This is a genomic window from Halomonas sp. FeN2 (assembly GCF_020595105.1).
Lineage (GTDB): Bacteria > Pseudomonadota > Gammaproteobacteria > Pseudomonadales > Halomonadaceae > Vreelandella > Vreelandella neptunia.
Map to the genome: position 1 here is coordinate 1,442,507 of NZ_CP074200.1, position 25,798 is coordinate 1,468,304.

The 25,798-nt window shown below is 57.1% G+C and carries 18 protein-coding genes; 9 read left to right on the forward strand and 9 right to left on the reverse strand.

From position 1 onward, the window contains the following. The first annotated feature begins 103 nt into the window (after window positions 1-103). Both KF947_RS06770 and KF947_RS06775 read left to right on the forward strand, forming a co-directional pair. Window positions 104-1,237, forward strand: coding sequence for a glycerate kinase (locus KF947_RS06770; RefSeq protein WP_227405783.1), 1,134 nt, complete (start codon window positions 104-106; stop codon window positions 1,235-1,237). 233 nt (window positions 1,238-1,470) lie between these two features. Beyond that, window positions 1,471-1,947, forward strand: a complete 477-nt coding sequence (locus KF947_RS06775) for a Dps family protein (protein ID WP_027958621.1) — start codon at window positions 1,471-1,473, stop codon at window positions 1,945-1,947. Window positions 1,948-2,010: 63 nt separating this feature from the next. Here KF947_RS06775 and KF947_RS06780 read toward each other — a convergent pair whose 3' ends face one another. After that, entirely contained in the window at window positions 2,011-3,477 is a 1,467-nt protein-coding gene (locus tag KF947_RS06780) for an aminoacyl-histidine dipeptidase (RefSeq protein ID WP_227405784.1), read from the reverse strand. Between the two features lie 27 nt (window positions 3,478-3,504). Next, window positions 3,505-5,646: a tRNA(Met) cytidine acetyltransferase TmcA gene (locus KF947_RS06785; RefSeq protein ID WP_133732158.1), complete on the reverse strand. Its 2,142-nt coding sequence runs from the start codon at window positions 5,644-5,646 to the stop codon at window positions 3,505-3,507. 382 nt (window positions 5,647-6,028) lie between these two features. On the opposite strand from KF947_RS06785, the gene dctP reads away from it, so the two are divergent. From dctP to KF947_RS06805, 4 genes are all read left to right on the forward strand, one after another. Next, entirely contained in the window at window positions 6,029-7,132 is a 1,104-nt protein-coding gene (dctP, locus tag KF947_RS06790) for a TRAP transporter substrate-binding protein DctP (RefSeq protein ID WP_223288119.1), read from the forward strand. Between the two features lie 61 nt (window positions 7,133-7,193). Then, the gene (locus KF947_RS06795; protein ID WP_133732069.1) at window positions 7,194-7,697 is read left to right on the forward strand and encodes a TRAP transporter small permease subunit; all 504 of its coding nucleotides are present in this window, start codon (window positions 7,194-7,196) and stop codon (window positions 7,695-7,697) included. After that, window positions 7,694-9,025 (forward strand): TRAP transporter large permease, encoded by a 1,332-nt coding sequence (locus KF947_RS06800; protein WP_133732068.1) that lies wholly within the window; start codon window positions 7,694-7,696, stop codon window positions 9,023-9,025. The genes KF947_RS06795 and KF947_RS06800 overlap by 4 nt, the downstream gene beginning before the upstream one ends. 210 nt (window positions 9,026-9,235) lie before the next feature. Further along, the gene (locus KF947_RS06805) at window positions 9,236-10,921 is read left to right on the forward strand and encodes an ABC transporter permease (RefSeq protein WP_223288120.1); all 1,686 of its coding nucleotides are present in this window, start codon (window positions 9,236-9,238) and stop codon (window positions 10,919-10,921) included. Here KF947_RS06805 and KF947_RS06810 read toward each other — a convergent pair. Beyond that, complete coding sequence (locus KF947_RS06810) at window positions 10,918-12,036, reverse strand: ABC transporter ATP-binding protein (protein ID WP_227405785.1); 1,119 nt, start codon at window positions 12,034-12,036, stop codon at window positions 10,918-10,920. The two genes, KF947_RS06805 and KF947_RS06810, sit on opposite strands and share 4 nt — an antisense overlap. 243 nt (window positions 12,037-12,279) lie before the next feature. On the opposite strand from KF947_RS06810, the gene KF947_RS06815 reads away from it, so the two are divergent. Next, window positions 12,280-13,305: a Fe(3+) ABC transporter substrate-binding protein gene (locus KF947_RS06815; RefSeq protein WP_227405786.1), complete on the forward strand. Its 1,026-nt coding sequence runs from the start codon at window positions 12,280-12,282 to the stop codon at window positions 13,303-13,305. A gap of 90 nt (window positions 13,306-13,395) precedes the next feature. On the opposite strand, the gene cydC is transcribed toward KF947_RS06815, so the two are convergent. The 6 genes from cydC to polA form a co-directional block, all read right to left on the reverse strand. Further along, entirely contained in the window at window positions 13,396-15,147 is a 1,752-nt protein-coding gene (cydC, locus tag KF947_RS06820) for a thiol reductant ABC exporter subunit CydC (protein WP_227405787.1), read from the reverse strand. After that, the gene (gene cydD / locus KF947_RS06825; protein WP_227405788.1) at window positions 15,135-16,850 is read right to left on the reverse strand and encodes a thiol reductant ABC exporter subunit CydD; all 1,716 of its coding nucleotides are present in this window, start codon (window positions 16,848-16,850) and stop codon (window positions 15,135-15,137) included. The genes cydC and cydD overlap by 13 nt, the downstream gene beginning before the upstream one ends. After that, window positions 16,834-16,953, reverse strand: a complete 120-nt coding sequence (gene cydX / locus KF947_RS06830) for a cytochrome bd-I oxidase subunit CydX (RefSeq protein ID WP_053856982.1) — start codon at window positions 16,951-16,953, stop codon at window positions 16,834-16,836. Before cydX ends, cydD begins: the two co-directional genes overlap by 17 nt. A gap of 12 nt (window positions 16,954-16,965) precedes the next feature. Further along, complete coding sequence (gene cydB / locus KF947_RS06835) at window positions 16,966-18,108, reverse strand: cytochrome d ubiquinol oxidase subunit II (RefSeq protein ID WP_287018769.1); 1,143 nt, start codon at window positions 18,106-18,108, stop codon at window positions 16,966-16,968. Next, a complete protein-coding gene (locus tag KF947_RS06840; protein ID WP_227405790.1) occupies window positions 18,105-19,676 on the reverse strand; it encodes a cytochrome ubiquinol oxidase subunit I in 1,572 nt (523 codons plus the stop codon). The genes cydB and KF947_RS06840 overlap by 4 nt, the downstream gene beginning before the upstream one ends. 259 nt (window positions 19,677-19,935) lie before the next feature. Further along, the gene (polA, locus tag KF947_RS06845; RefSeq protein ID WP_227405791.1) at window positions 19,936-22,725 is read right to left on the reverse strand and encodes a DNA polymerase I; all 2,790 of its coding nucleotides are present in this window, start codon (window positions 22,723-22,725) and stop codon (window positions 19,936-19,938) included. Between the two features lie 179 nt (window positions 22,726-22,904). Here polA and KF947_RS06850 point away from each other — a divergent pair, with 179 nt between their 5' ends. Then, window positions 22,905-23,864, forward strand: a complete 960-nt coding sequence (locus tag KF947_RS06850; RefSeq protein WP_133732059.1) for a homoserine kinase — start codon at window positions 22,905-22,907, stop codon at window positions 23,862-23,864. Then, window positions 23,861-25,777, forward strand: coding sequence for a biosynthetic arginine decarboxylase (speA, locus tag KF947_RS06855; protein WP_227405792.1), 1,917 nt, complete (start codon window positions 23,861-23,863; stop codon window positions 25,775-25,777). Before KF947_RS06850 ends, speA begins: the two co-directional genes overlap by 4 nt. Window positions 25,778-25,798: the final 21 nt, after the last annotated feature.

The window sequence follows — 25,798 nt, forward strand, 5'->3', positions numbered from 1 at the left end:
GCAGTCTAGCGCGCTAAGCTCGCCAAAGGTGGTCATACTTAACTGACATTGTAGGGTAATGAAGACACCGTCTTGAAGACACCGTTTTGCGGAGATCGTGCTAATGAATGTTTTGCTTTGCCCCGACAGCTTCAAAGATGCACTAAGCGCCCAAGACGCCGCGGCCGCCATGGCGCGGGGCGTACAGCGAGCTAAACCTGAGGCGCAAGTTCAGGTCTGCCCTTTAGCTGACGGCGGCGAAGGCAGTTTAGACGCACTGATCGCCGCCACCGGCGCCGAGCGGCGCCAGCTAAACGTTCAAGACGCCCTGGGTCGTCCACGTCAAGCGGCCTGGGGCTGGCTGAGCGACAAGCGTACCGCGTTTATTGAGCTGGCAGAAGCCAGTGGCTTACAGCATCTTGAGATTGATGAGCGCAATGCCCTCCACACTTCCACGGTCGGGGTGGGAGAGCTGCTGTTAGCGGCCCTGGATCAAGGCGCTGAAAAAGCGCTTTTGCTGCTTGGCGGCAGCGCTACCAATGACGGCGGTGCCGGTATGCTGCAGGCACTAGGTGCGCGCTTTTTAGATCAACACGGCGAACAGCTCCCCCCCGGCGGCGCGGCGCTAAACCAATTGGCTAGCTTAGAGCTCAACGGGCTAGACCCGCGATTAGCCAAGCTTACCCTGGAAGCCGCCGTTGATGTAGACAACCCACTGCTGGGCGAGCGCGGTGCCAGCGCGGTATTTGGTCCGCAAAAAGGGGCATCGCCTGAAGAAGTCGAGCAGTTGGATCGTGCGCTTGGTCACTTCGCCGATATCAGCGCTCATGCATTAGGCGATGATTATCGAACGCTACCAGGCGCAGGGGCGGCGGGTGGCATGGGGTTTGCGGCCAAGGCTTTTTTAAATGCCACGCTAAAGCCCGGCATTGAGATGATTATGCAGCAGGCCGACATGGCGTCGCTCTTGGCCCGCGCCGACCTGGTGATTACCGGCGAAGGCCGTTTGGATGGACAGAGCCTGGCGGGTAAAACGCCCATTGGCGTCTCCCGTGCCGCCAAGCGTCTTCGCAAACCCGTCATTGTGCTGGCAGGCAGCCTAGGAGACGGCTGGCAAGCCTGTTTTGATGAAGGCGTCACCGCCGCTTTCGCGTTAGCCGATGGCCCCATGACGCTAGCCGATGCGCTACCGCGCACCGCTGAGCTACTGGAAGCACGCTGTGAAAGCCTGCTTCGGCTGTGGGTGCACAGACCTTGAAATCTATGTAGACCTTGAAAAAAGCTCTTGCCGCCAGCATCTATTAAATTAGCAAAAGGTAACGACAGCGGCCTAATGTCAAAGCGCTAATGTCAAAGCGCTAATGTCAAAGCTCTATGGCAGCGATGCAAAAAACTTGTTTTGCATCGCCCCAATGACACCCTATTCTGGAAACACGCATCAACCGCCGCCTACTGTGACATAAACACTGCGGCATAAAGAGGAAGCAGGATATGACTGACACCAATAGCATTGGTCTACACGAAGGAAGCGCTAGTCAACTCGCCGAAAAGCTCAACCACCTGCTGGCCAACTACCAAATTTTCTATATGAACGTGCGCGGCTACCACTGGAATGTTCGCGGTAGCGACTTTTTCGAGCTGCACGCCAAGTTTGAAGAGTTCTATACCGACCTGCTGACCAAAGTGGACGAGGTTGCCGAGCGTATTCTGACCCTGGGTCACAAGCCGGTACACGCCTACAGCGACTACGTAACGCTGTCACGTATTCAGGAAGATAAAGACGTTCACGACGGCACCACCTGCGTCAAAGGCGTGCTGAAAGGCTACCAAACGATCATTGAACTACAGCGTGAACTGCTGGCGCTAGCGTCTGACGCCGACGATGAAGGCACCGCGGCGCAAGCCGGTGACTACATCCGCGAGCAGGAAAAAACCATCTGGATGCTCAACGCCTATTTAAGCAAGTAAGCGTCATGTTTTGATGTAAAAGCGGCACCGTCGAGGTGCCGCTTTGGTATTCGCGCGGGAGGATTAACGCTGATCGGCAAGATCTTCAATCAGCGCCCGCAGCATTGACCAAAACTCCGCCACAGAGGCTATCTCCACCCGCTCATCCGGCGAGTGAGCGCCGCGAATCAGCGGGCCAAAGGATATCATCTCCAAATGCGGGTATTTGCTGCCAAGAATGCCACACTCGAGCCCCGCATGTATCACCTTCACCTCCGGCTCACGGCCCAGCAGCGCCGCATGGCGGGCTTTAAAGGTCGCTAGAAGCTCGCCGTTCGGATTCGGCGCCCAACCGGGGTAGCCGTTTTCCACTTTTACCCGTGCGCCGATCAATCCAAACAGCGCTTGAAAGCGATCCGCCATGGCCATCACTGCACTGTCGTGGAGTGAGCGTACCAGTGCACAAAGGTGCAACCGCCCATTCTCCAGACTTAGTACGCCCAGGTTATTGGAGGTTTCCACCACGCCTGGCACATCCGCACTCATCCGTTCGACGCCACAGGGGGCCGCGTGAAGCGCGGCCAGCAACATAACGCTGGCGTCCAAGGTTAGCGGCTCCGCGTCGGGTATCTCAGTCAGACGTTGGGCGCTAACTTTAAGGCCGCTGTCGCCACTGCCTAACTCTCTTAACAGAATCGTTTCCAGCCCGGCGATAGCCACCATGGCCGCATCCACTTCATCGGCGGGCAGCGCCACCTGGGCAAAGGCTTCTCTGGGGATTGCATTGCGCAAGGTGCCACCATGGTAGCTAATCAAGCGCGCATCAAAGGCCTCCAGCGAACGCAGCACTCTGACCAACAACCGGTTGGCGTTACCCAGCGGCTTATGGATATCCGCTCCGGAATGGCCGCCCTTCAGGCCGGTCAAGGTGATTTCGATCACCTGCTCATGGTCGCCAGCAGCAGCGCTGGGCAGTTGGGCATCAACTTCAACATCAGCCCCACCTGCGCAGCCAATATAAACCTGCCCCCGATCTTCGCTATCCAGGTTGAGTAGCAGCGAGCCTTCGAGCCAGTCCTCAGCCAGGTTCAGCGCGCCGCCCATCGAGGTCTCCTCCTCCAGAGTGAACAGCGCTTCCAGCGGCCCGTGGCGTAAATCAGGGTCTTCCAGCACGGCGAGAATCGCCGCCACGCCCATCCCATTGTCGGCGCCCAAGGTGGTGCCCTCGGCGTGCAACCAGCCGTCGGCGACATAGGTAGCGATCGGGTCACGGGTAAAGTCGTGCGCATGATCGCTGTTGGCCTGGGCCACCATGTCCAGATGACCCTGGAGTACCACGCCCGGAGCCTGTTCACAGCCGGGAGAGGCCGGTTTACGCAGACGTAAATTACCGAAGGTATCCCGGTCGTGGGCGAGGCCTTGGGCATCGGCCCAGCTTTCGAGGGTAGCGACGAGTGCCGCCTCATGCCCAGAGGGGCGCGGCGTGTTACAAAGCGTTCGAAAGTGGCGCCAAACCAAGGAAGGCTCAAGCGCGTCAAGATGTGCGTTCATAAAGACTCTTCGTTATCGGTAACCGGGCTACTTTACCTCAATGAGACTATTAACAGCGAGGCGTAGGGCTTTCATGGCGTCATTGTGAGCATTTGCTAAGGCGATATTTTGAAACGCCCAGGCAGATAACTGTTGATGCGCCTGCTGTTGTGGCTCAGTTAAAGCACGGTGGCTGGCTACGCGGGCCAAGGCTTGCAGAGCTGGGCGGGCAAGAGCTGGGTCGCGATGGGCGGTCGCTACGTCCTCAATATCCTGACACTCTCGGTCACTCAGTGGCATGCTCGGCATTTGAGCCAGCAGCACTACGAGCACCTCAGCGGGCAGCGCTTTCAGCTCAAAGGCCAACAGAGCTGGAAGCGCCATCTGAAAGCGCTCACGGAGATCCCCAAGCACCGCCTCGCCCTCCGAAGTCAGCGCTTTGGCCACCATAACGGCAAACTCACCGGTGGACGTCTCCCGGGTCATCCCTAAACGTACCGGCGTAAAACCCAGCGCCAGCCAAAAACGCAGCAGTGACGCTTCAGCGCCAAAGGTCGCACCATAAAGTGCCACGCCTTGCTGTTTGGCAGCGGCCATATCCTCGTCTAGCAACGTTTGCCCCAAGCCTTGGCGACGCCGTTCGGGGTGGGTCGCTATACGCACTACCCGCCGCCAGCGAGCGGTCAGTGCTTCGCGGCTACCGACGTGGGTCGCCAGTGATTGCGCCAACAAATGCCCCTGAGGGCGTCGTTCACCGCGGGCGACCAGGTCGGCGAGGGCTGGCTCAAAGCCGCCCTCTTCACGGGTAACCAATACCGCTTGAGGCTCGCCTGCCTGCTCAATCATGCGTAGCTGAGTCCCTGGGCCGTCAAGTAGTTGGCGCAGGTCATTGGGTGAAGTGCGGTAGTGGGACTGTACCAGCAGCCCAAACAGCTTCTCCAACATAGCGTCTTGATGGGCGAGCCGAGCTCGATCAATCACCTTGGCTGCCACTGCTCCGCCATCCGTCTGAGCGCTGGGCAGCGGTGCTTTTAACAACAGCAGTTGATTGACCAGAGCTTCCAACGGGTCGCCGCTGCGCCAGCGAATGGGCGCGTTAAGCGTTAGCGCTTTCCACTGGGGCGTCAGGCGATCAAGGGTAGCGCGAAAGCGCAAGGCGAAACCTCTCCCCGACCCCTCATAGCCATGCACCGTGGTGGCAAAAGCAATACGCGGAAAAGCGGCGAGCCACTGGCCCAGCAGCGCCGCGGGAATCGCCGCCGCCTCATCGACCATTAGATAACTGCCATCACCGCCCTGCTGCTGGGCGGTAATCTGCTCGGTGAGAACATCCGGGGGTAAAAAAATCAGTTCGCTGCCCTGGGCCAGCACAAACTGGCCTGGGGCAGTGCGACGGCCGTCCGGGCAAAGTGCCGCTACCCGCTCGAACACGCTCTCCACCGCACTCAGCCGCGGCGCGGTGAGCACTACTCGTTGGGCTTTGCGGGTTAGCAGCCGAGCGCAGGCAATACCCAGCGCGGCGCTTTTGCCACGCCCACGATCAGCGGTTATGACCAACGGACGGCGGCGCTTTAAACCAACCAGCTGTTTCACTGCGTAAGCTTGATCTGAGGTCAGGCAGTCGCTATCGCCACTTGCGGTTTCGCCTGCTTTGCACACAGGCAATCGAGGCAGATACAGCGCCTGGTCAGCCCGCCAGCGCACTATCTGAGGCGCGGCCTGCAGATGACGCACCAAGCGCGCCAGGTAGTGACAGCTCAGCTCTGACCAGTGCCAAGGATGATCAGCAAAGCGTACGTAGTCCGGATCTGGTGACTTCCCCCACGGCTGCGGGGTAAGCAATACCAGCAAACCTCCGGCGGTGAGCGTTCCCGACAATGCCCCCAAGGCTTCGGGATCAAACCCGGTGCCGTGGGTGTCGAGCACTACCAACTGATGCTCTGCACCCAGGCGCGTGCGTGCCTTGCGTGGCGAAAGGTGCTCATCTCCCACCCATAACGGCGCACTCCAGGCGTGGACTTGCCATAAAGCCTGCGCAATGGACTGGCACTGCTCGGCATCGCCGCTTAGCCACACTAGCTGGCGCCAATGGCGGCGGGCTAAGCGCTGGGCATGATGAACCAGCGCCACCACCATCCGCTCTTGCGATTTATTCGCTAGCACAGGGGTATTTAGCAAATGACTCTCCATTTCAGAGCGACTGCTTCCCATCACGTTACCCTTTTAAATGTGTCAGTGTGCTGGTGAGCGTCTTATCGCGTGCCTTATGCTTACAACTTTGGTTGAACAATTTAACTCCTTTCAACGTTTTCGAGCTACTTAGCCACTCTCCTTGACGCTAAAAAATACACATAACGATTTGTTTTAATTATTTTTATAAAGTTTTTCTATACAAACCCATGACTGAAATCTCTTACATTACTGATATTGCACCGCAGCGGGGTTGATGTGCTAATTTAGCTCTGAAGCGCCAAAATACTTGTTTACGTAAACGTAACCCAGTGGCGCTGCACTTTCCTGACTTCAGGTAACCAACACTAATAACGCCACACGCCAAACCAGGAAATACATCATGAAAAAAATGACCAAATTTGCCCTCACTGGCCTCGCCGCTGGTATTGCCTTAGCGACTCTAACAACCACCGCACAAGCACAAGAACAGTGGACAATGACCACCACCTGGCCGGAAAACCTTGATCTGATCAAGATTGACCAGCACTGGGTGGAGCTGGTCAATAAACTGGCGGGCGAAGAGCTGCAGATCAACTTCCGTGCCGGCGGCACGCTAATGCCCGGCACTGAAGTGTTCGATGCCACCGAAACAGGTGCTATTCAAGCCTCTGGCGATTGGCCCGGTTACTGGGCAGGTTTAAACCCGGCTTTCTCACCTCTGGCGACCACCACCAGCCTGTTTAATGCCGTGGATTATATGAACTGGATCCAGCAGTGGGGCGGTTTTGAGCTCTATCAGGAGATCTATGGCCAGTACAATATGGTGTACCTGCCCTACGGTGTTACTAACAATGAATCCGGCTTTATGGGCCGAACACCGATCGAAAGCATCGCCGACCTAGAGGGCAAACGTCTGCGTCTTTCGGGACGCGACCAGGGACGTGTGCTTGAAGAACTGGGCGGTTCGCAGGTCACCCTGGCGGGTGGCGAAGTGTACCAAGCCATTGAGCGCGGCGTTATCGATGCCGGTGAGTTCTCCACGCCCGGCGTAGACTTCAACGCGGGCTTTGCGGAAGTGGCCGACTATTGGGCAACGCCCGGCTGGCACCAGTCGGCCAGCGTCTTCGGCGTTATGATCAACAAAGATGCCTGGGATGCCCTTTCCGAAGAGACCCAGGAAACACTAAAAATCGCTTCGAAAGCGACGATGGCTTGGTCGCTTTCTTGGTCTGAGCACGAATCAGCCGCAGCCACGCAGAAGTTTATTGACGCGGGCGTGACAATCAATCAGTTCTCCGAAGAAGACTTGGCCCGCATTCAAGACGTGACTAACGAAGTCATCTTGCGGGGCGCGTGTGAAGACTCCGATCACGCAAAAGTGTACCACTCAATGATTACTTATATGCAGGAGTATGCCCCTTGGCGTGATGTGACGGCACCGTTCAATATGACCCGCACTATCGACAATCTGCCTTCACTAGAAGAGATCGAAGCCTGCCTGTAAGGCGTTTAGGTACCGCCCCAGCTACTCTGGGGCGGTTGGTTTTGGGCTGTGGAGAGTTTCCATGAATGCGATTGCCAAGGCGATCGATGCGATTAACGAGCTGTTTGGCCGCATTATTGCGCCTTTAATTGCCATCATCACCCTGATAGTGCTGTACGACATAGTGTCCCGCTTTTTCTTTGGTCGGCCAAGCGACTGGGCATTTGATGTCACCAAAATGTTATTTGGCGCTCACTTTATGCTGATGGCCGCTTATGGGCTACGCCACCATGCGCATGTGGAAGTCGACGTGTTGAAACGATTACTGTCGCGCAAAAAGCAGGCAGTTTTAGAGCTAATCAGCTACTTGGTGTTCTTTGTTCCGTTTATTTGGCTGTTGCTAACCTACGGCTGGAGCTTTTTTGAGCGCTCGTTCAGTCGTGGCGAAACCACCTACGGCATGGTCGCTATTCCCGTTTACCCGGTAAAAGGGGTCATTGTAGTGGCAGCAGCGCTTATTCTGTTACAAGCGATCGCTATTGTGCTGCGCGCCATCATGCAGCTTCGTGAGGAGGAGACCGCATGAGCGCAGAACTACTGACCCTGGTCATGTTTGGGGGGCTGTTAGTCGGCCTGTTTATGGGCCACCCGCTGGCCTTCGTTCTCGGTGGAATGGCGGTAATAGGCGCCTATCTAGGGCCAGGTACCAACACACTTGGAATCATTATTAACAATGTCTATGGCAACGCGATGGATAACTATGTCCTGGTCGCTATTCCGCTGTTTATTTTGATGGCGCGCTTTCTTAACGACTCGGGCGTTACCGAAAAAATGTTTGATGCTATGCGGCTACTGCTAGCCAACCTTAGGGGCGGGCTTGCGCTTACCGTTGTAGTTGTGTCAGTGCTACTGGCGGCAACTACCGGCATCGTTGGAGCCTCCATTGCCGTCATGGGCATGATTGCCTTGGTGCCAATGCTAAAGTATGGCTACAACAAAGAGCTAAGCGCCGGTGTCATCATGGCCAGCGGCTGTTTGGGCATTCTGATTCCGCCTAGCATCATGCTGATTTTAATGGCTAGCTACTCACCGGTTTCCGTGGGCGCACTATTTGCGGGCGCGCTAATACCCGGCTTACTGCTCGGTGTAATGTACGCTCTGTATGTGCTGGTGATCTGCTGGCTGAAACCCAGCTATGGCCCGAAAGTGCCTGCAGAAGAGCGCGCAGAAGTTAGTACTAAACAGCTGCTGATCATGCTGGGGAAGTATGTAGTGCCGCCGATGACGCTGATTCTTGGCGTACTGGGCGCACTATTCACAGGGGTAGCGACTGCCACTGAAGCTTCAGCGATTGGTGTGTTTATCGCCTTCTTACTGTTTTTGATTTTCGGTGATCGTAAATTATCGACCTGCTATCACACGCTTATTGAGGCGGGTAAAACCACCACTATGGTGATGTTGGTACTGGTTGGGGCAACAGCCTTTACCGGGGTATTCTCGATTGGCGGCGGCATGACCGTGATAAGCGACTTTGTTCTGGCCATGCCTGGCGGCACCGTTGGCGCGCTGATCCTAATGCTCTTCCTGGTATTTATCCTGGGCATGTTCCTGGATTGGACCGGCATCGTGCTGCTGAGCTTCCCGATCATGCTGCCCATCGTCGAAACCATGGGCGTGGATATACTCTGGTTCGTGGTGATGGTGGCAGTAGTGCTACAAACCTCATTCCTGACTCCGCCCTTTGGCTATGCGCTGTTTTACTTAAAAGGCGTGGCTCCCCCCGGGGTCGAAATCGTCGACCTGTACAAAGCGGTAGTGCCTTTCGTCGCTTTGATACTACTAGCGTGTACGCTAATGGCGTTCTTCCCCTGGTTGATTACCGGCCTGCCTAGAATGCTGTTGGGTGGTTACTAGGCCCTCTGAACTTAAAGCTTAACGTGCAACCATTATGGCCCGCTTCGGCGGGCTTTTTTGCACCGCCTACCCGCCTGCAAAGCTGCAGCAGCGCAGCGCCAGTGCTACTATTCACGCCCGTCACTATTTCGTATTGAGTTTCGCATTACGTGTGCTGCGCTACTTTCCGGTTTTCTATTACTGCTTTTAGTCAAGGCAAGGAGTGTTCGCTTGCTCAGATCCAGCTATCGCGGGCTATTCGCCTTCTCCTCTTCGCTTAGCCGTCGCGCTAGCCCCTGGTCAATTGCCCTGATCGCAGTGGCGCTCGTCGTAGCGCTGCCTGTGCTGGTGGTATTTGCCCATATCGCGATGCCCACCGACGGCGTTTGGCAACACTTGGCCAGCACCGTACTTGGCCGCTATTTAAACAACACCTTCTGGCTCGTTGTGACCGTAGGACTCGGCACGCTGATCATAGGCACAGGGACGGCCTGGCTGGTGGTGATGTGCCGCTTTCCCGGCAAGCGGCTATTCGAGTGGGCGCTACTGCTGCCGTTAGCCGTACCCACCTACGTTATCGCCTACGCTTACACCGACTTTCTCCAATTTGCTGGGCCGTTACAAAGCCTGCTACGCGAGACGTTTGGCTGGGGGTATGGCGATTACTACTTTCCTAACATTCGCTCCCTGGGTGGCGCAGCAACGGTGATTACCCTGGTGCTCTACCCTTACGTCTATCTGCTGGCCCGCGCCTCGTTTTTAGAACAGTCGGTCTGCGTGCTGGATGTAGGCCGCACCCTCGGCCGCGGCCCCTGGAAACTGTTTGCCAGCGTCGCCGTACCGTTGGCACGTCCGGCGCTGGTGGGTGGGGTATCGCTGGTGCTGATGGAAACACTTAACGAGTTTGGGGCGGTTCAGTTCTTCGGCGTCGATACCTTTACCACCGGTATCTATCGCACCTGGTTTGGCATGGGTGAACAGGTAGCGGCGGCGCAGCTGGCAGCGTGCCTGCTCACCTTCGTGATTGTGCTAGTGCTGCTGGAACGCTGGTCACGGGGTAAGCGCCGCTATTTCCACACCACCAATCGCTATCAGCAGTTGCCCGAATACGTATTGAACGGCTGGCGCGCTGCAGCGGCGACACTAGCCTGCCTGGTGCCGGTACTGGTGGGCTTTTTACTGCCCAGCGGAATTCTGCTCAATTTAGCCTTGCAAGGGGGCGATTCGCTGTGGGGCTCACGCTTTATCGGCTACGCCTGGAATAGCCTGGGGCTGGCAACGGTGGCCGCGGTGATCGCCGTCGGCTTGGCCGTTGTGCTGAGTTACGGCGTGCGCATGCACGATACGACGTTTGCGCGAGTGGCTTCTCGAGTCGCCTCTATGGGCTACGCGATTCCCGGTTCGGTAGTGGCGGTGGGTATTCTGATTCCGTTTGCCTGGCTGGATAACGCCCTCAACACCTGGCTGAATAATCACTATGAGTACATCGTTGGCTTGGTCTTCAGTGGGTCGGCATTTATTTTGTTATACGCCTATGTCGTGCGCTTTTTAGCCGTCTCGTTCAATGCCGTTGAGGCGAGCTTAGGCAAAGTGACACCCAGCATGGATGCCGCCTCGCGTACCCTGGGCCAAACGGCGGGGGGCACGCTGCGCCACATTCATACGCCAATGATGCGCAGCAGCCTGTTGGCGGCAGGAATTTTAGTCTTCGTTGACGTCATGAAGGAGCTGCCCGCGACAATTATCCTGCGCCCCTTCAACTTCGACACTTTGGCCGTGCGGGCGCATAACCTCGCCTCTGACGAGCGGTTGGCCGAAGCATCGACGTCGTCATTGGCCATTGTGGTAGTGGGCATCCTGCCGGTTATTCTGCTTAGCATGGCCATGCGCCGCTCACGACCCGGGGCTAAATCCTAAGGTTTGAGCGGGAAAACAAACACCTGGGAAAGGTCGAGGTGAATATCCACCGGCTGCCCCTCAGCGGGTAAAAACACCCCTGGTACACGGGCGTGCAGGTGGGCCTCAAGACCGTTTTCACCATGAGCACACAGGTGCAGAAGGCTGGTACGGCCCAGCAGCTTCGCCATTACCACATGACTATGGCGGTGCTCATCCGCAGGCAGTTCACGTTCAACAATCCGCAGCGCCTCAGGCCGAATCATGACCTGTGCGTCGCTGCCTTCCGCTAGCCCACCGGCCGGCACCCGCCCCACTGGCGTGTTCACCGCGCCATTATGCACCTTGCCCTGCAGCTCATTGACATCACCAAAAAAGGTCACGACAAAAGGGTCTTGAGGGGCGCAGTAAAGCTCTCGTGGCGTTCCCGTTTGGACGATCCGTCCGTCCCGCATCAGCGCGATGCGATCGGCCATAAACATGGCCTCTTCGGGGTCATGGGTCACCAACAGCGTCGCCGCGCCGACTTTTTTCAGCACGTGCAGCGTGTCGTCGCGGATGCGATCGCGTAGACGCGCATCCAGGCTTGAGAACGGTTCATCCAACAGCATTAAGCGCGGAGATGGCGCCAGCGCTCGTGCCAGGGCCACCCGCTGCTGTTGCCCACCTGAAAGCATGTGCGGGTAAACATCGATATACGCGGCCATACCCAACTGCTCCAGCAGCTTGGCCGCCCGCTCTCGACGCTCGCGAGAGGCTAAATGTTTAAGCCCAAAGGTGACATTCTCCAAAACAGTTAAGTGGGGGAAAAGAGCCGAGTCTTGAAACGCCAACCCGACATTGCGCTTTTCAGGCGGCACGTGACGCTGCCCCGGGCCTGCAATATACATATCCTCCAAGGAAACGCTGCCCTCTTGCAGAGCTTCTAAGCCCGCCGCGATACGCAGTAGCGTTGTTTTACCGCAACCAGAGGGACCCAATAGGCAGACCACTTCGCCCGGAGCAACGCTTAAGTCCACCCCTTTGACGACCGTATGGCCATCATAAGCGTGGCGTACATTGTGCAAGGTTAACGCCGATGAGCGAGTTGCTGCCTCAGCATCCCTTCTTTCAATTACCTTTAGAGTTGCTGTCATAAATCACCGCTATTAATTAGCACTGCCTGAATAGCACTTTTCAGGTGAGCAAGCCGCACCTCAAGAAGAATAAACGCGGATTCAGTACATTTGTAAGTTGTTTGCATTCTATTTTTTATTGGCCGGTTATGCACGTACCACCTTTTGGGTAGGCGTTTCCTCTTGACGTAGAACAAATGAAACGCTTCAATAACAATGTTAATAATGTAACTTATTATCATTCAATAAATAAGGATGTACTTGATGAAAACCGTACGCTTTGTTGCTCCGATGGCAGCGATGATGGTGGGTGCTACGTTTGCCGGTCAGGTCGCTGCAGACGAGCTCAACCTTTACTCCGCGCGCCACTACGACTCTGACGAGCGCCTCTATGATGCGTTCACCGAAGAGACAGGCATCGAAGTCAACATCCTTGAAGGCGATTCCGACCAGTTGATCGAACGCATTCAGCGCGAAGGCGTGGCCAGCCCTGCTGACATCATGCTCACCGTCGATGCTGGCCGCCTCTGGCGCGCTGAAGATGAAGGCATCTTCCAAAGTGTCGAGTCGGACGTTCTCAACGAGCGCCTGCCTGAAGCCATGCGCCACCCTGACGGCCTGTGGTTCGGCTTTAGTCAGCGTGCCCGGGTTATTTTCTATAATCGCGAAAACTTCGATCCGAGCCAGATCTCTAGCTACGAAGATCTTGCTGACCCGCAGTTTGAAGGCAAGGTATGCATTCGCTCTTCCAACAATATTTACAATCAGTCGCTGCTCGCCGCGATGATTGAGCACCATGGCGAAGAGGGTGCCGAAGAGTGGGCCCAGGGCGTGGTTAACAACATGGCGCGGGATCCGGAAGGTGGCGATACCGACCAGATTCTGGGCGTGGCCAGCGGCGAGTGTGACATCGCAGTGGCCAATCACTACTACTATGTTCGCCTGCTGAAGTCTGATGACGACGCCGAGCGCGAAGCCGCCCGCAAAGTGGGTATCATTTTCCCCAACCAGGATGACCGCGGCACTCACGTGAACATTGGCGGCGCCGGTGTGGTGGAAGGAGCACCTAACCGCGAAAACGCCATTCGCTTCCTAGAGTACCTCTCTTCCGACACTGCTCAGGAAATTTTCGCCTCCGGCAACAATGAGTTCCCGGTAGTTGAAGGCATCAAGAAGGATCCGGTGCTGGAATCCTGGGGCAACTTCAAAACGGATGACGTGAACATCAGCGTGCTGGGTGAAAACAACCCTGAAGCGATCCGCATTTTTGATCGCGTCGGCTGGCGTTAAGCCTCCCTTCCCGCATTAAGGGAAGAACATCGCTAGACAAAAATCGCCTAAGTAGAGGCTAGAAACACCCGCAGCTGCGGGTGTTTTGCGTTATAGCGCGCCTAAACATGCTGGCACTGGCGGCAAGCTTCGGGGTCGACCATCTTCATGCAGATAGAAGGTACGCACCTGACTTTCAGGCAGCTCTAATGGTACGTGGCTAGAAATAACCAGAATCCCACGCTGAACACGGCGCACAAGGCTAGTGACGACATGACGCCGAGTTACCGCATCAAGCCCGGCTAACGGCTCATCAAGCAGCAGAATGGGCCTTTGCGCCAGCAGCACGCGCCCCAGGGCAATACGTCGCGCCTGCCCACCGGAGACGGCTGCGCCATACTCACCCAAAGGCGTCTCCAGCCCCAGGGGTAACCCTCGCGCCCAGGTGCCCAGCGCTAGATCATCAAGCACGCTCCATAGCTGGCTATCACTGGCATTGCGGTCTCCAAGGCGTAGGTTTTCGGCCAAACTCATGTCGAACAAATCCCACTGTTGAGGCAGATAGCCGACGGTACTGTTCATCGACCACTGCTCAATGGGGTAGCCGTTAAGCCAACACTCCCCGGACACCGGCAGCAACTCACCGGCCAATACCTGTAAAAGAGTCGATTTCCCACACCCAGAGGGGCCATGCAAACAGAGTATTTCCCCGCTCGTTAATGCCAGGCTTATACGCTGCGGCCCCACCAGTGCGCCGGGCAGGCGCGCTGTTAGTTGGCTGATATTTAGCTGCCAGGTGAGCGGTGTGGTTTGCGACTCTTGAGTAGCGGTTTGCGTCTTTGGCGCTGTTTCCGTCAAAGCATTGAGACGATCCCGGGCGGCAAGGCTCGCGCCCAAAGCAAGAAAACTAGCTGTCAGCGGTGCCAGTATTTCCCCTAATGCCAGGATCGCTAAAATCGCCGCCAACAGCATTGGCACCGTCAACAAACTGGCCGCTAACAGTGCCTCTGCCTGCCATAGCACGCCAACGATGCTCATACCCAGCGCCACCTGCTGCAACGCCGTGGTCAGGCTGGCAAGCAGTAATTGGCGTTCCTGATGCGCCAGGTAGGCAGCATCACAATACTTCACTCTTTGCGCCATCTCCGCCCATCGTCCCCACAGCACCAGTGAGGTAATCGACGGCAAAGGTTCGATCAGCGCCATGCGGCGGCGCTCGGCAAACTCGGCACTCTGCCGGGCCTGACCAATACCGCGCCATAACGCCAGCAGCGGCAATCCCAGCCAAGCCACCAGCAACCCCGGCATCGCGGCCCATAACAGTGGGTCACTTAGCCAGTAAAGGCCTGCCATAACGACCATCGCCATTAGCCCGGCCCACCCCCAGGGTAGTAGCGCCCGCAATACAACCTGATCCAGCTGGTCAATATCGGTGACCAGCCGATGCATGGTGCTGGCCGTGGTGTGACAGGAAGTGAGGGATGAGTGGGAATCCACCTGCAACGGTTTTTGCCCCAATGCCACAAAAAATCGACAGCGCAGATCCTTGAGCAATCCCAGCGCGGCATCATGTGAGGCTAGGCGCTCACCATAGCGCCCGGCCGTGCGAACGATGGCACACAGCCGAATCAGCGCTGCAGGGCGAAAATAGTCGAAACCGAAGGCGGTCGCCGTCATCGTACCGGCAACTGCAGCCGCGGTAATAAACCAACCCGAGATAGCCAGCAAGCCAATCACAGCCAGCAGCGTAGCGGCGCCTAGCAAGAACGCCAGCGACCAGCCGCCACGCCGAAGCAGCAGCAAATCACGCAGCCGGATGTTGGCAGGCTGTTCCGCAGAAGGTGTCTTGTTTAGCCGCAGCATGCCATGGCCTCTCTTGATGTCAGCTCTATTGCGCGGTCAACCCACTCCAACCCCGCCGACTCGTGACTGACGATGATCACACTACGCCCGCGGCTAAGCTTTCCGATCAATGTATTGAGTTGCCAAGCGGCATCTGGATCGAGATGCGCCGTGGGCTCATCGAAGAGCCATAGCGCAGCATCGCGAAGTAGCAACTGCGCCAATCCCAAACGTTGTAGCTGGCCACCGGAGAGCCCCTGTCCGCGCTCGCCCAACTGCGTGGCAAGCCCATTACCGCGCTGTAAAATCGGCCAGAGCCCGACCAGGGTCAGAACCTCAACAAGCTCTTCATCTGTTTTATCCGGGCCCGCCAGGCGTAGGTTTTCCCCAACGCTGCCAGACTGTATCGGCGGTTGCTGACTCAGGTAGCCAAGCTGGCCTTGCCAAGCGATGCGAGACCACTGGGAAAGCTCGCGACCATTCGCCTTCAGGTTGCCCTGGTAGGCGGTAAATCCCAGCAGGGCTTGCAACAGGCTCGATTTGCCCACCCCGCTTTCCCCCTGCACTAGCAGCCGTTCGCCCGCGGCCAGCGTCAGGTTAAGTGGGGCCAGACGCAGGCGCCCGCCCTCACCGCTAACACTCAGTTCGCAACATGCCAAGGCCAGGGGCTCAGCGCTGTCCACTACCGGAAATAGCGGCGCCCCTTGGGGTTGCCAAGTGTTAGCATCCAGCAGCGGCGTCAACACCTGCATGGCACCGACGGCCTCAGCACGAGCATGATAATCGCTGCCCAATTGGCGCAGCGGCGCGTAGAACTCAGGTGCCAGCAGTAAAATAAACAGCGCCCCCTGATACGGCACCGGCACTTCTGCTTTCGCCCAGGGCAACAGGCCAAGTAGCCCCAAGCCAAGGTAGAGCGCCACCAGGGCAATCGCCAAGGCAGCAAAAAACTCCAGCACCGCGCTGGATAGAAAGGCGAGTCTAAGTACCCGCATGGTACGCACACGGTAGGCGTCACTTGCCTGGGCGACCTTGGCCTCTGCTTGGTCAGTTGCTCCCAGACGCTGCAGCGTCGCCATCCCACGAACCAGGTCGAGGAAGCGGCCCCCCATACGCGCCAAGGCGACGAACTGCTGCTGACTGGCCCCCGCAGCAGCACGCCCCACCAGGATCATAAACAGCGGCACCAATGGCGCGGTCATCAGCATCAATCCCGCGGCCAACGGGCTATAAAGCGCTACCACTGCCGCTATCAGGCAGGGCACTAGCACCGCCAGCAAGCTCTGTACCCGATAGCGGCTAATGTAGCCGTCCAAGGCATCCACCTGCTCCAGCATCTGGGTGGCCAAGGCGCCATCACTGCCAAACTGACGTCTAACCGGCCCAAGGTGGCCAAGCTGCGTTAATAACTGGCTGCGTAAGGCGTCACGGGCACGCAGACTGGCCTGACGAGACAGCCATTCCCGGCCAGCGTGGAGAAAGGGGCGTAGCACGATGCAAATGACCAGACCTGCTAGCCAAGCCGTCGGATGGCCCGTCGACTCCCTACCCTGCCAAAGCAGTAACCAATGGTGGAAAAGCGTGGCCAACAGCCAACTCTGAGCAATCAGCAGCACCACGCCGATCATTGCCAGCAGCGTGGCACCCCGCAACCACCAGCATTGCGGGGCTAGGCATCGCTTCAGTCGCTGCGCTGGGTCAGTGGCTTCAGTCGCTCCGCTCATGCTCGGATTCGCCTTCATAGCCATTCACTTCGAGCCACATGGCGTTAAGAATACTGACGGCAGCGGCCAGCGTGACACCCAAAATCCAGGCGAAATACCACATACGATCCCCTCCTCAGTAAAGCGCTTTGTCGTTATCACGAATAAACTGCTCATTCAGACGACCGCGCATGACCCAGTAACTCCAGGCGGTATAAAGCAATATCAACGGCACGAAGATACACACCACCACGAACATGATTTTGAGCGTCAGCTCACTCGCCGTGGCATCCCACATGGTCAGGCTATGATTGGGGTTCAGCGACGACGGCATCACGAAGGGAAACATCGTCACGCCCGTTGTGACCACCACCATCGCCATGGCAACAGCCGAACTGGTAAATGCCAGCGCATGGCGACCCAGCTTCATGGTCAGCGCGCAGAGCACAAAACCCAGTACGCCCAGTACTGGCAGTAACCACAACAGCGGGAAGCGGCTGTAGTTGGTCATCCAGCCGCCAGCACTCACCGCCACGACTTTACCGGTGGTATCGTTGTACCCCTGGGTGTCGATGACGCTAGTCACTTGGTAGCCATCAATGCCCAGGAGCAGCCACACCCCACCCAGCACGAACAGTGCCGCGCATACCAGCGCTGTCAGGCTGCCGATGGCCGCACTACGGCTGCGCAGTTCGCCCTCGGTTTTAAGCTGCAGCCAAGCTGCTCCATGGGTGACGAACATCAACAGACTCAAAAGCCCGGCCAATAGTGCAAAGGGGTTCAATAGGCCTAGCAAACCACCCTGATACTCCAAGCGCAGATAGTCATCGAACTGGAAGGGCACACCCTGAAGAAGGTTGCCAAAGGCAACACCAAAGATCAGTGCAGGAACGGCGGAGCCGATCGTCAACCCCCAGTCCCAGCGACTGCGCCAGGTGGAGTTTTCCAGCTTGGAGCGATAATCGAACGCTAGGGGACGCAGGAAAAGCGCAAACAGCGTCAGCATCAAGGCGAAATAGAAGCCGTTGAAAGCTGCCGCGTAAACCGGCGGCCAGGCGGCAAATAGTGCGCCCCCGGCAGTCACCAGCCAGACCTGATTGCCATCCCAGTGAGGCGCCATGGAGTTGATCATCACCCGGCGCTCCTCGTCGCCATGCCCGACTATTTTGAGCAAGGTGGCAACGCCCATATCAAACCCATCGGTGACCGCAAAGCCTATCAACAGCACGCCAATCAGCACCCACCAGACAAACCTAAGTGTTTCGTAGTCCATCATCATGCCTCCCGTGTGGGGGTTGGGAGTGGATAGTCAGCGTCGGTTTCCTCATCCAGGTAACCGCTGCCGGAGGGGCCCTTGCGGGCAAAGTGCTGCATCAACCACATTTCGATAATGACGAAGGTGGTGTAGAGGATGCCGATGGCAATCAGAGTAGTGAGCACCTGTTCGGACGTTAGGCTGGAAATAGCTAGGTGCACCGGTAGGATCTCGCCGATGGCCCAGGGCTGGCGTCCATATTCAGCCACGAACCAGCCTGCTTCAGAGGCAATCCAGGGTAGCGGTAGGCTGAACAGCGCAAAGCGAAGTAGCCACGGGGACTTCTCTGGCTGACGACGTACGCTATGCCAGAAGGCCAGTGCGAACAGCAGCAGCATGCTAAAACCCGCGGCGACCATGGCCCGAAAAGACCAGAAAAGCGGCCAAACCTTGGGGATCGACGCCTCTACGGCTTGGTTAATTTCGGCTGTGGTCGCATTGGCTACATCGTCGCTATAGGCGCTAAGCAGTAGCCCATAGCCTAGATCGCTGCGCACTGCTTCGAACCGGGCCTGATCCCCATCGCGCTCCTCACCACTGCGCAGGCGCTGCATGAGAGCGTAGGCTTCCTGGCCGTTGACGATGCGTTCGCGGTGCTCTTCCTTAAGCTCGCGAATACCCATCACTTCGGTATCCAGCGAGCGCGTGGCGATCAAACCCATCACGCCAGGTATGCGGATGGCAAAGTCGGTGTGCTGTTTCGACTCGTTGGGGAGCCCAAAGAGTGTGAAGGCAGCCGGCGCGGGATGGGTTTGCCATTCAGCCTCAATGGCGGCCAGCTTGACCTTCTGCACGTCCCCCAGCTCATAGCCGGACTCGTCACCGAGGACAATCACCGACAGCGCACTGGCCAAACCAAAGGCAGACGCAATAGCGAAGCTGCGTCGAGCAAAGGCAACCTCGCGGCCCTTGAGCAAGTACCAGCTTGAAATCGCTAGCACAAACACCGCGCCGGTGACGTACCCCGCTGACACGGTATGCACAAATTTGACTTGGGCGACGGGATTGAGCAGCACCTCCGCAAAGCTGACCAACTCCATGCGCATGGTGGCAAGGTTAAGCTCAGAGCCGACAGGATGCTGCATCCAGCCATTAGCCACCAGAATCCATAAGGCTGACATATTGGTTGCCAACGCCATGAGCCAGGTAACCGCTAGATGCTTCTCTTTCGACAGCCGATCCCAGCCAAAGAAGAATAGCCCGACCAGCGTCGATTCAAGGAAGAACGCCATCAAGGCTTCTATTGCCAGAGGCGCACCGAAAATATCGCCGACATAGTGAGAGTAGTACGACCAGTTGGTTCCGAACTGGAACTCCATGGCGATGCCGGTGGTTACCCCCAGCGCAAAGTTAATACCAAATAGCTTGCCCCAGAACTTGGTCATCTGACGATAAATGGTCTTACCGGTCATCACATAGACCGACTCCATGATCGCCAGCAGTATCGACAGCCCTAGCGTTAAGGGTACAAACAGGAAATGCACCATCGCCGTAAAGGCGAACTGCAACCTGGATAATTCAACAATGTCCATGAGTGACTCCCGATGGATAGCGTAAATACACCCCTCGCTCCACCGGGAAGCCGCAAGTTGAAACTCACCCAGGCAAAGCGATGGATATAAGCTTATTCCTCCACCTGAGCCAAAAATTTGACCTTGATCAACTCCTTATCCATGCACTCCACGGTTGCGACAAAATGCCCTCCAAGCCAACCTAGCAGCCTGTCGGGCTTGACCGATCGTCGCGAGAAGCACGGATTCGCAGTAGATCAGTGTTAAGTCCGACAGGCTGCTAGTGCGCCTCATCCCAATTGGCGCCACTCTCGGCTTCCACAATTAGCGGCACTTTCAGTTCAGCCGCGCCCTGCATGCGCTTTTGCACCTGCTCGATAAACGCCTCGACCTGCTTATCGGCTACCTCAAACACCAGTTCATCGTGCACCTGCATCACCATCAGCGCATCGAACTCGCCTTCCGCTAGCCATGCATCCACGTCGATCATCGCCTGCTTGATAATGTCGGCGGCAGTGCCCTGCATCGGCGCGTTAATCGCAGTGCGCTCGGCGCCTTGGCGGCGGTTACGGTTTTGCGACTGAATTTCCGGTAGATAAAGCCGCCGCCCCAGCACGGTTTCGACAAAGCCATCTTCAGCTGCCTGGGAGCGAATACGCTCCATATAGCGGGCCACACCGGGATAGCGGTCAAAGTAGCGATCAATGTAGGTTTGCGCCTGGTTGCGCTCGATATGCAACTGGCGGGACAGCCCCCAGGCACTCATGCCATAGATCAAACCAAAGTTGATCGCCTTGGCGCTGCGGCGCTGATCGCCAGATACCTTTTCAAGGGAGGTGCCGAAGACTTCTGCCGCCGTGGCGGTGTGAATATCACGCCCTTCGGCAAACGCTTCCAGCAGCCCTTTATCTTCAGATAAATGCGCCATAATGCGCAGCTCAATTTGCGAGTAATCGGCGGCGACGATACGGTAGCCGGGGCGGGCAATAAACGCCTGACGAATTTTGCGGCCCTCTTCGGTACGGATGGGAATGTTTTGTAAGTTGGGATCCGACGACGACAGCCGCCCGGTCGCGGTAACCGCTTGGTGGTAGCTGGTATGCACCCGGCCAGTAGCTTTATTGAGCAAGCGGGGTAGCTTATCGGTGTAGGTGGACTTCAGCTTGGCCAGCCCCCGGTGCTGCATAATCACTTTGGGCAGCGGGTAATCCAGCGCCAGCTCTTCCAGCACGCCTTCGGCGGTAGAGGGCGCGCCTTTAGGGGTTTTCTTGAGCACCGGGATTTTCTGCTCTTCAAACAGAATTTGCCCCAACTGCTTGGGCGAACCGAGATTAAATTCGCGCCCGGCCAGCTCAAACGCCTCACGTTCTAACTCGCCAATGCGCTGCTCTAACTGTTGGCTCTGTTTGTGCAGTAGCTCGGCATCTACCGCTACCCCGTTGCGTTCAATGCGCGAGAGCACCTTGATCAGCGGTAGCTCGATATTGTCTAACACTTCGGCCAGGCGCCCTTCGCTTTCGACCTGGGGACGCAGCGTTTGCTGCAGCCGCAGGGTAATATCAACATCTTCGCAGGCATAGGGCGCCGCTTGTTCCAGGGCAATCTGGTTAAAGGTCAACTGCTTGGCGCCCTTACCGGCAATCTCTTCAAAGGAAATGGTCTTTTCACCCAGATACTTGAGCGCCAGCGAATCCATATCGTGCCGGGTGGCGGTGGAGTTGAGCACATAGGAGGCCAGCATGGTGTCAGCAAAAGGACCTGCCACGGAAATCGCATAGTTGGCCAGCACGGAAATGTCGTACTTGAGGTTTTGGCCAATCTTGGTTTTTGTCGGGTCTTCCAGCAGCGGTTTTAGCGCCGCCAGCACCGTTTTGCGGTCAAGCTGCTTAGGTGCATCCAGGTAGTCGTGGGCAAGCGGAATATAAGCCGCCTCCCCCGCTTCCAGCGAAAAGCCAACCCCGACGATTTCTGCGTCCATGTAATTAAGGCTGGTGGTTTCCAGATCAAAGCAGAAGCGCTCGACGTTTTGCAGTCGATCCAGCCAGCGCTCGAAGTCTGCCTGTTCGAGAATGACCTGATCTTCACGGACAGAGGCTTGCACAGAAGTGCTCGCATTCTCGGATTCGCTACTAACTTCCTCGGCGCTTGCAGGCGCAGGCTCGCCACCTTTAACGTCATCCACGCCTTCGTCTTTGCCTTCCAGCAGCTCGCCCAGCCACTGGCGGAACTCCATCTCTTTATACAGGGTGACCAACGCTTCACGATCCGGATGGGCAATATCCAAATCATCCAGTCCTACCGGCAACTCGCAGTCGACTTTGATGGTGGCCAACTGATAGGAGAGAAACGCCTGCTCGCGATGCTCTTCAAGCTTCTTGGGAAGGGTTTTGGCGCCCCGGAAGGTGAGCGTTTTTACTCGCTCTAAATCGCCATAAATGGTCTCCAGCCCACCACCCATGCCTTGTAGCAGGCCGATAGCGGTTTTTTCCCCTACGCCGGGCACGCCGGGAATGTTATCGACCTTGTCACCCATCAGGGCGAGAAAATCGATAATCAATGCGGGCGGCAGGCCGAATTTTTCTTCCACGCCCGCCTCGTCCAGGGTTTCATCCTTCATGGTATTCACCAGGGTGATATGGGCATTGACCAGTTGCGCCATATCCTTATCGCCGGTGGAGATCACTGCATCGCGGCCCGCTTGGGTGGCGTGATGGGCCAGGGTGCCAATCACATCGTCCGCTTCGACGCCTTCAATACACAGCAGCGGCAGGCCTAGCGCTTTTACGCAGGCGTGCAGTGGCGCGATCTGGCTGCGCAGATCATCAGGCATCGGCGGACGGTGCGCTTTATAGTCGCTGTACAGCTCATCACGGAAGGTTTTGCCCGGCGCGTCAAACACCACGGCCATAGGGCTTTCAGGGTAATCCTTAATCAGCCGCTTGAGCATGTTCAACACGCCTTTCACCGCGCCCGTTGGCTGACCATTGGAGGTCGTTAGCGGCGGCAGCGCATGAAAGGCACGGTACAGATAGGAAGAGCCATCGACGAGGACGATCGGAGCGCGAGCCATAACCAAGTTCCATTGTTAAATAAAATTGCTTCAAAGAATTGCCAATAAGAGTGACTCATATGATACGCGTTGCACAGGCAGCCTGCAGAACCAAACTCGACTCTCTTATCACAACAACGCTGCCAACTGAGCGACCAAGCCGCTACAATAATGGGCTTAGCAACCTGGGCGAGACTCTCATGGCTGTATTTACTCCGCTTAGCGACGCACAGGTCGCCGCGTTTTTAGAAAAATTTGATGTGGGCAGTTTTGTTTCCCTTAAGGGAGTCGCGAACGGCACCGAAAATTCGACATTTTTTGTGACTACCGACCACCGCGAGCTGGTGTTAACCCTGTTCGAACAGGGCGAGCACGCGGAACTGCCGTTCTTTGTCGAACTGCTGGACTACTTGGACGAGCACCGTTTACCGGTGCCCGGCACGATTCACGATCGTGAAGGGATCGCGCTGCATAGCCTGGAGGGCAAGCCGGCGCTGCTATTTCCGCGCCTGCCTGGCCGCCATCCAGAAGCGCCCAATTTAGCCCAATGCCGTGCCTTAGGCGATACTTTGGGTCGCCTACACGTGGTCTCAAAACATTTTCCCGGCCACCGCCCCAACCCGCGGGATCTCAACTGGCTGCACGTGATGCACCATAAAGTTTTGAGTTACCTAAGCCCCGCGGATCAAACGTTGATGAAGGACGAAGTCGACGATTTCGAAAGCGCCTTTATGCAACACGGTGAATTGCCCCAAGGCGCCCTGCATGGTGATCTGTTTCGCGACAACACCCTGTTTGAGGGTGACCAGCTTGGCGGTATTATCGACTTTTATAACGGCTGCACTGGGGATCTTCTGTTTGATCTGGCGATTGTGGTCAACGACTGGGCCTCTAATGACGATGGCACGCTCAACGCTGAGCGCTACAATACGCTGTTGAGCGCCTACCTGGCGCGCAGGCCGTTAACGGCAGATGAACGGGAGCTATGGCCCACCATGCTGCGCATGACAGCACTGCGCTACTGGCTGTCACGCCTGCTGGTGGTCTATGTTGACCCTCCGGCCCACGATTTGACGCCCCACGACCCCGAGCGTTTTCGAACCATATTAACTGCGCGCATTGCCCACGGTGCACTGCCGCTACCTGAGGTTTCTGCATGAGTGTGATGGCGACGACTAGCCCTGCCCTTCGCGCACGGCGCACCTGGAATATCGATCAATGGGGTAGCGGTTACTTCGATGTTGATGACCAAGGCCAGGCCCTGGTGCGGCCGCTGGGTAGTGATGCGGAAGGCCCGGCACTACCGCTGAGCGGCTTGGTTCGTCAGCTGCAAAGTGCCGGGCTGCGCCTGCCGGTGCTGGTACGCTTTAGCGATATTCTTCACGATCGGGTGGAGCAGCTGTGTGGCGCTTTTGATGCCGCCATGAGCGACTACGACTACCAGGGCGGCTACACCGCCGTTTATCCGATTAAAGTGAACCAGCAGCGCCGGGTGGTCGAAGAAATTCTGGCTACCGCCGAGCGCGGCAATGGCCGTGTGGGGCTGGAGGCGGGCAGTAAGCCCGAGTTGCTGGCAGTGCTGGCGCTTTCCGACGGCGGCTCCTCGCTGATTGTCTGCAATGGCTACAAAGACCGCGAGTATGTGCGGCTTGCCCTGCTGGGTGAAAAACTCGGCCACAAGGTCTATTTGGTGGTCGAAAAGCTCTCCGAGCTGCAGTTGATTTTGGAAGAGGCGAGAGAACTGGATGTTACTCCGCGTATTGGCCTTCGCGCCCGCCTAGCCTCGGTGGGTAAAGGCAAATGGCAGAATACCGGCGGCGAGAAATCTAAGTTCGGCCTCACCGCCAGCCAAATTCTTGAGGTGGTAGACACGCTGCGTCGCGAGGAGGCGCTGGAAAGTCTTCAGCTGGTGCACTTCCACCTGGGCTCCCAGATCGCCAATATTCGCGATATTCAGCGCGGTCTCCGCGAGTGCGCGCGCTTCTACCAGAACCTGATGCAGTTGGGTGCGCCCATTGACACCGTGGACGTAGGCGGCGGTCTGGGCATCGATTACGAAGGCACTCGCTCACGCAGCTTCTGCTCCGCCAACTACTCGATGCGAGAGTACGCCCGTAACGTCGTCAGCGCCTTTGCCCAGCTGTGCCAAGAGGCGGATCTGCCCCAGCCTCATCTCATCAGCGAATCAGGCCGCGCGCTGACCGCCCACCACGCGGTGCTGATCACCAACGTGATTGGCGAAGAGCGTATTGATGACACCCCGCCTGAACGACACGCCCAAGAGGATACTCAAGTTGAGTTACTTTGGCGTGTGTTCGAACAACTCGCCACTGCCCAAGAACCGCGCATGTTGGTCGAAGCTTGGCACGACCTGCTTCAAGCGGTGAGCGAGTTGCAGGAACGTTTTGTGATGGGGTTGAGTGACATCACCGCCCGCGCTGAAGGCGAGCGGGTCTATATGGCCGCCTGCGCGCGACTGCGCACCCAGCTGGATACCCGTAACCGTGCCCATCGGGAAATTATGGACGAGCTGGCGGAGAAGCTCGCCGATAAACTGTTCGTCAACTTCTCTCTGTTTCAATCAGTGCCTGACGTTTGGGGTATCGAGCAGATCTTCCCGGTACTGCCTCTTAGCGGGCTGGATCAAGCGCCCACCCGGCGGGCAGTGATTCAGGACATTACCTGCGACTCCGACGGCCGCATCGACAGCTATGTCGATGGCCAAGGCGTAGAGAGCACCCTGCCGCTTCCAGAGTGGGCTTCAGAGGATGAACGCTGGCTGGGGTTCTTCCTGGTGGGCGCCTATCAGGAAATTCTTGGCGACTTACACAACCTGTTCGGCGACACCGACTCCGTAGACGCTGCGCTCAATGCAGATGGCGAGTGGACGCTATCTAACCCGCTAGCCGGGGACTCGGTGGCCCAGGTGCTTGCCTACGTCAACTTCAATGCCAATGTGCTCAAGCAGAAGCTTACCGACCAGCTAGCCGCAAGCGGCTTTACTGCTGACGAGCAAGCGCGCTTCGCAGCGAGCCTAAGCGAAGGGCTGGAAGGCTACACCTATCTTGAATAACCGATCTTGAAACTCAGTCTT